The organism is Rhizobium sp. NLR22b (assembly GCF_019685295.1).
Lineage (GTDB): Bacteria > Pseudomonadota > Alphaproteobacteria > Rhizobiales > Rhizobiaceae > Rhizobium.
Genome location: NZ_JABDWM010000051.1, coordinates 1 through 6098, shown reverse-complemented (window position 1 = coordinate 6098; position 6098 = coordinate 1). Strand labels below are relative to the sequence as shown.

7 protein-coding genes and 1 pseudogene are annotated in these 6098 nt (G+C 58.5%); 3 read left to right on the top strand and 5 right to left on the bottom strand.

Going from position 1 to position 6098, the window contains the following annotated elements; genetic code table 11:
* From HJC00_RS32140 to HJC00_RS32130, 3 genes are all read left to right on the top strand, one after another.
* The coding region (locus HJC00_RS32140) for a hypothetical protein (RefSeq protein WP_221150340.1) at positions 1-190 on the top strand (190 nt) is incomplete at its 5' end.
* Positions 191-347: 157 nt separating this feature from the next.
* A complete protein-coding gene (locus tag HJC00_RS32135) occupies positions 348-839 on the top strand; it encodes a GNAT family N-acetyltransferase (RefSeq protein WP_221165204.1) in 492 nt (163 codons plus the stop codon).
* Positions 840-908: 69 nt separating this feature from the next.
* Complete coding sequence (locus tag HJC00_RS32130) at positions 909-1313, top strand: hypothetical protein (protein ID WP_221165203.1); 405 nt, start codon at positions 909-911, stop codon at positions 1311-1313.
* On the opposite strand, the pseudogene HJC00_RS32955 reads toward HJC00_RS32130, so the two are convergent.
* The 5 genes and pseudogenes from HJC00_RS32955 to HJC00_RS32110 form a co-directional block, all read right to left on the bottom strand.
* Positions 1235-1489, bottom strand: a pseudogene (locus tag HJC00_RS32955) (DDE-type integrase/transposase/recombinase); the annotation flags it as partial. The gene HJC00_RS32130 and the pseudogene HJC00_RS32955 overlap by 79 nt on opposite strands.
* A gap of 24 nt (positions 1490-1513) precedes the next feature.
* Positions 1514-2821, bottom strand: a complete 1308-nt coding sequence (locus HJC00_RS32125; protein ID WP_246569474.1) for an aspartate aminotransferase family protein — start codon at positions 2819-2821, stop codon at positions 1514-1516.
* 114 nt (positions 2822-2935) lie between these two features.
* Entirely contained in the window at positions 2936-3457 is a 522-nt protein-coding gene (locus HJC00_RS32120) for a GNAT family N-acetyltransferase (protein ID WP_207603925.1), read from the bottom strand.
* 49 nt (positions 3458-3506) lie between these two features.
* Positions 3507-4685 (bottom strand): thiolase family protein, encoded by a 1179-nt coding sequence (locus HJC00_RS32115; RefSeq protein WP_207603924.1) that lies wholly within the window; start codon positions 4683-4685, stop codon positions 3507-3509.
* A gap of 2 nt (positions 4686-4687) precedes the next feature.
* On the bottom strand, positions 4688-5971 hold the full coding sequence (locus HJC00_RS32110) for an ArgE/DapE family deacylase (protein WP_221150338.1): 1284 nt from the start codon (positions 5969-5971) through the stop codon (positions 4688-4690).
* Between the last annotated feature and the right edge of the window lie 127 nt (positions 5972-6098).

The window sequence follows — 6098 nt, the reverse complement described above, 5'->3', positions numbered from 1 at the left end:
AGTCTTCGACGTCAGCGTCGAATGCCTGGATCCGCGCGAAATGGCCGAAGGTATCGCCTTTGCCGAGCTTCGTGCAGCCGCCGGCGCCCTTTCCAAATCCCGGATCAGCATTTGCCGAGGTTCTAAGTGGAAAGGACTTCAATACTTCGTGCTGTTGATGCATGCGTCGATCACGAGTTGGAATTTCTGACAGAACTGTTTGCGCCCGGGCTGCTGGAATGGCGCCGACGAGGTGCGCGATTTGCAGGTTAGCATGTGCATTGGCTTGAGTATGAGAGCTGCGGCGCTGCGTCCTACATCCACATCTCACAAACGCGCTCCTTGCCATTGGATAGAAAGGATCATTCATGACATCAGGATTGTCATTTCGGGTAGCCGAGTTTGAGGATCTCGATGAGATCCTGTTGATGCTTCGGCTGCTGGCCGAATCCCTCGGCGTTATCGGGTGCTTCAAATGCACTCGGGACGATATCGAAATCGCCGGCTTCGGTCCTCGATGCGAGTTCACCGTGATGCTGGCCGAGCTCGAGGGCAAGATCGCAGCCATCTGCCTCTACTTCCCGGTGTTTTCTACTTGGATGGGCAAGCCGGGCCTATATATTCAAGATCTGTTCGTTCACAAGGAATTCCGCAGCGCCAGGGTTGGTGAAAAGCTGTTGCGACACGTCGCCCGGATCGCGGGTAGTAGTGGCTACCGTTATCTTCGCCTGACCGTTAATCATGGCAACTTGGGAGGTGAGCGCTTCTACATCCGGCATGGATTCGAGCCGGCGAACGATGAGACGAGCTACCAACTCCATGGTATAGCATTCGACAATTTTTGTGACAGCGGGAAATGATGCTTCCGGGACTACACAAACGGCATTTTACCAAGCCGGAGGCTTCTGTCATGGCGACTGTCGATCACGATGGAAGCCGCTTTTTGCATAGAGGCGGTTGAATTCCAATTTGGATTGACGGCAACGGTGCGTGCCTGGACAATGTCTTCGTCGAGCCGTCGAGCCGTCGAGCCGTCGAGCCGTCGAGCCGTCGAGCCGTCGAGCCGTCGAGCCCTCGAGCGGTTCTGGCGTTCGATCAAATACGAGGAAGTCTACCTCCACGCCTACAGGTCCGTGTCCGAGGCGGGCGAAGCGCGATACCTCACGAGCGACTACGGGGCCAACCTTGCCAAGCAGACATCCGCCACCATAGGGTCAAATCCAGCGCGGATCACGCCACCGGCGGCCGAACGAGCAAGGTTGTTGGAAAAGCTTTCCAAAGCGGCATTGTCCCAGGCATTTCCAGACCGGCGCATCGAGCAGGTGATGAGTTGATCGCCAGAGGCGCTGGGAGTGCTAGCAAGTGTATTGGGTTACCCTGGTCCGAATGGTACAGCAGCGGATCCAGCTCCTCCTGTGCCGGACGGCCATGATCAGCGCGTCGGCTACTAGATGGGAGTCATACTTGCATTCATCGATCAGCCAACCACACGGCGGGAGAACAGATCCAGATTGGTCAAAAGCTCTTTGACGGACTACCGCAGTAACGGCGCCCGTGCGTCGAGGAAATCGCCGACGGCAGTTGTGAACTGTGCAAGGTCCTGTTCCGTCGTCGGCAAACTCAGCGCCATCATGCCGCGGCGCGCGATGTAGACCCCCGAGTCGAGCATGTCGAAGAAGAACAGCTCTTTGAGAGCCTCCTCCTTCGAGGTGATGGCGTAGGGGCGATCGATCTTGTTGCGACGAAAGTGGACCGTGGCGAGCGAGCCGAGGCCACTAAACTGCAGCGGTACGCCGGCCCTGTCAGACATCGCGTTGAGTTGCTCGCGTAGGCCCTCCCCTAGCGCAAACAGCTCGGCGGCCGCTGTGGCCGTAAACACTTCTTCCATTGCGGCGATCCCTGCAGCCATGGACATGACGTTGTTGTTGAATGTGCCGGCATGGGGCACACTGGAGACGAAGATGTCCATGATGTCGTGCCTTCCACCGAACGCACCGAAGCTCATGCCGCCGCCGATATATTTTCCTAGCGTGGTCATGTCAGGCAAGATACCGAGACGCTGCTGCAGACCGCCTGCCGACATGCGCGAGGTCATTACCTCGTCAAAAATCAGGATCGCACCGACACCGCGTGCAGCCTCGGCGATGGCAGCCAGAAAGAAAGGATCGGCTGCGATGCAGCCCCCGCTACCAAGCATTGGCTCCACTATGACAGCTGCAAGCTCCCCCGCTGCCGAGCGGATGGCGCCCACGGTGCCGTCGATGTCGTTGTAGTTACATAGTGTCACCGGGAACGTCGCATTGATTGGATTGAAACCGGTGGCGGGGTAGTACAGGAGGCTGCCGTGATAGCCGCCGCGAAACGCAATGATGCGGCTGCGCCCTGTCACTACCTGCGCGACGCTGAGCGCGATCAGGTTGGCCTCGGTGCCACTGTTGGTGAAGCGGATCATGTCAATGGACGGAAAGCGGCTGCAGAGAATTCTTGCAAAGCGCTGCTCGGCCTCCCCCACAGCGGCTAGGCTCAGTCCCCGCGCCAAAGCGCCGTGTAGAGCCGCACGGATGCGGCTGTCGCTGTGGCCAAAAAGGCCAGCGGTGTATTCTCCACACAAGTCCAGGTAGATGTTGTCATCGACGTCCCGAAGACGGCAGCCCTCGCCCCGCGCCATGGCGGTTGGAAAAGGCGCGTAGGCAAGCACGGTCCGGGTGTTGCCACCAGGGAGAACCTCTACCGCCGCGCGATGCAGCGCCGCACTCTTCGGGCGCTTTGCAGTGTAGCGCTCCCGTGCTTCGAGCAAGGCGGCGTCGAGGGAAGAATTCTGGTGGCCGGGGCTTTGAAGCATCACACGTTGGTCTCACTATGGCTGGACAGGATCATGCAATTGCACTTCTGGATCTACTAAGGGCTTAAAACACAGCGCGTCCGGACGGAAGAATTGCGAGCGCATGACACACGATCAAGGGTTGGTTTGGCCGCAAGAGCGGCGTTTAGTTTCCACTGCGGCAAACTCCTCAAATGCCGTGCCGTAAAGACCGTAGCTGGTCTCATTGTTCAGCGCCTCAAATCCATGCCGAAGATAGAAACGAGCACCCGCCTCGTTGCCATTATCAACTGTCAGGCGAAGATAACGGTAACCATCATGGTACGCGGTCCGGCCGACGTGGCGCAGCAGTTTTTCACCGACCCGATCATCGCGGAATTCCTCGTGAACAAACAGGTCTTGGATATACAGCCCCGCCTTTCCCATCCAGGTAGAAAAGATCGGAAAATAGAGAGACATCCCAGCAATCGTGTCGTCGACCTCGGCGAGCATCACTGTAAACTCGCGCCGGGGACCGAACCCAGCGGTTTCGATATCTTCTTTGGTGCATTTCAAGTGCTCGGGAACGCCAAGTGATTCAGCGAGCAAACGTAGTGCCCGCATAATCTCCTGGCTGTCCCCACGTTCGGCTACGCGAAAAGACACTACAGTCGACATAAACTACCCTTTCTGCACCGACGGCTGATTGTCGACGCCAGTTTAGCGGTCAGGAAATGACCTCAAGCAGCGCCGCGGCTCCCATACCCCAACCAATGCACATGCTAACGACGGCATACCGCGCTCCGCGCCTACGCCCTTCCAGCAGCGCATGGCCAACAAGGCGCGCTCCGCTCATCCCATAAGGATGACCGATCGAGATGGCGCCGCCATTAACATTCAGCTTAGCCGGATCAAGTCCCAGCCGGTCTCGGCAATAAACTAGCTGCGCGGCAAAAGCCTCGTTGATCTCAAACAGATCTATGTCGTCGACCGAAAGCCCGTGTCGGTTGAGCAGGATCGGAATGGCTAATGCGGGCCCAATTCCCATTTCCTCAGGAGCGCAGCCAACAGTCAGCATGCCGCGGAAGACACCAAGCGGGGTGATGTTTCGCGAGGCCGCTTGGGAGGCCGACATCAGGACGCAGGCGGAGGCGCCGTCTGAGAGTTGAGAGGAGTTGCCAGCAGTGACCGTCGAGCCCTCGCCGATAGTGGCTGGGAGCGCGGCCAAGCCTTCTAGAGTTGTGCCCGCTCGGTTGCATTCATCGCGCTTTACGTGCACGGATGCGATACTTTCCTCGCCCGTCTCCCGGTTTTTCAGAAGCTGCTTAGCTTCAACTGGAATCACCTCATCGGCGAATCGTCCCGCTTCCTGCGCGGCGGCGGTACGCTTCTGGCTGACTAGCGCATATTCATCTTGGTCCGCTCGGCTGACGTGATACTTGCGCGCAACAAGGTCCGCCGTTGCGAGCATTGGCATATAGTATCCGTCCCGAACTGTCGGAATACGATAATTGGTGGCGTTCCAATTCGAGTTCTGCACCAGCGATACGCTGTCCACACCGCCGGCCAAGACCACCTCACTGTCGCCGGACCGGATTTGGTTTGCTGCCGTCGCGATGGCGGATAGGCCGGATGCGCATTGCCGGTCGATTGTAGCGGCGGGCACATCGTCAGGAAGACCTGCGGCAAAGATGGCGTGCCGCGCAGCATTGATGCCGCTGGTGCCCTGGGTCAATGCACACCCGAGCGTGAAATCCTGCACTTCTCCGCCTTCCAGCCCGGCCCGCGCCAAGGCAGCGCGGACGGCATGGGCTGCCAGGACCGGCCCTTGCGTCGCGTTGAAAGCGCCGCGATAAGCCTTGCCGATCGGGGTACGGGCGGTGGAAACGATGACGGCGTCTCGCATGGTTACACTTTCTCCAGGCCGCACCAGTCGGCAATGAATAAGGCGGTCACTTGGGTCACGCGGCGGACCGAGGCCAGATCAACACGCTCGTTGAAGCCATGGATCGCTTCGGCGCGCGGTCCATAGACCAGCGCGGGCGTGTTTGCGTAGAGACCGAAGAAGCGGGCATCCGTCGTCGCGGTAATGGCCTCGCACTCCAACGGCGTGCCGGAGACAAGGCCGTGAGCACGGTCCAATGTTGCCAGCGCTGCGTGCGCTACCTCACTCTTGTCGTCCCTGAAAGAATAACCTTCGGCCGCAAAGCCGCTATAAACAATTTCCGGTCGGTTTCTTGCCAACAAGGGATGGTTTCGAGCCGCATCGGAAATGGTCTCTTCGATCATTAGGCGCACATCTTCAACGGCATGTCCTGGAAATACCCCTATGCGCGCATCGAAAACACACCACGCAGGGACGGAGCTGGCCCAGTCGCCGCCCTCGATCTTGCCGATGTTGAGGTTGAGAGCATGGCTGTGGCCGACATAGTCGTGATGGCGGCATTCCATTGCATTCATCTGCCGCTCCAGCCGGTGCAGCGCCTCAAACAACGGGATAGCCGCTTCGATAGCGTTTGCGCCAGAACCGGCATAAGCGACATGGGTCGGCAAACCCCTCAAGTGCACTTGAAACCAGATAACACCAACTTGTGAGGACACGAGCTTTTCGGCAAACGGCTCGGGGAGAAACGCCGCATCGGCGCGATAGCCACGCTGCAGGCAGGCGAGCGCACCGTTTCCAGTACATTCTTCCTCGACAACGGACTGAAAGAACACGTCGGCGGCAGGGCGCAGGCCGAGATGCTTCAACGCCTCGATTGCAAAGAGATTCGAGGCCAATCCGGCTTTCATGTCACCCGCGCCGCGGCCGTACATCCAGTCGCCATCGATGTAAGGATCGAAGGGCGGGCGGTTCCACATATCTAGTGGCCCGGTGGGCACGACGTCGATATGGCCGTTGAGGATCAGGCTGCGTCCGCTACGGGTTCGGCTACGCAGGCTACCCACCACGTTCACAGCATCCTCGTAATTGCCTATGACTGGTGAGAAGCCGGGCAGGTTTGATATGTCATTCACGTCGATTTCCCAGCGATCGACGTCAAAGCCGCGATCAGACAAATCTGTGGCAACAATATCCTGTGCCGATTGTTCTTGGCCTCGGGTCGAAGTTTGGCGCACCAGTTCGGCTAAAAATTCCAGTTCACTCTCGAAGACCGAATCGACGGCATGGAGGATAGTCGTCCTGTCCATTTAAAACCTCGGCAAATCTTGATTTGGAACATGGAAGGCCGTGCCGGTGACGGCCTCTAGTGCGGCAATACTGGTACCAGCAGCGATCTCGCGAAGGTACAAACCGTCGGCGGCGACGTCGAAGACC

Bases quoted from the DNA above. Each gene is read 5' to 3' on its own strand.
- HJC00_RS32135 (WP_221165204.1), top strand. From the start codon at position 348: ATGACATCAGGATTGTCATTTCGGGTAGCCGAGTTTGAGGATCTCGAT.
- HJC00_RS32130 (WP_221165203.1), top strand. From the start codon at position 909: ATGGAAGCCGCTTTTTGCATAGAGGCGGTTGAATTCCAATTTGGATTG.
- HJC00_RS32125 (WP_246569474.1), bottom strand. From the start codon at position 2,821: ATGCTTCAAAGCCCCGGCCACCAGAATTCTTCCCTCGACGCCGCCTTG.
- HJC00_RS32120 (WP_207603925.1), bottom strand. From the start codon at position 3,457: ATGTCGACTGTAGTGTCTTTTCGCGTAGCCGAACGTGGGGACAGCCAG.
- HJC00_RS32115 (WP_207603924.1), bottom strand. From the start codon at position 4,685: ATGCGAGACGCCGTCATCGTTTCCACCGCCCGTACCCCGATCGGCAAG.
- HJC00_RS32110 (WP_221150338.1), bottom strand. From the start codon at position 5,971: ATGGACAGGACGACTATCCTCCATGCCGTCGATTCGGTCTTCGAGAGT.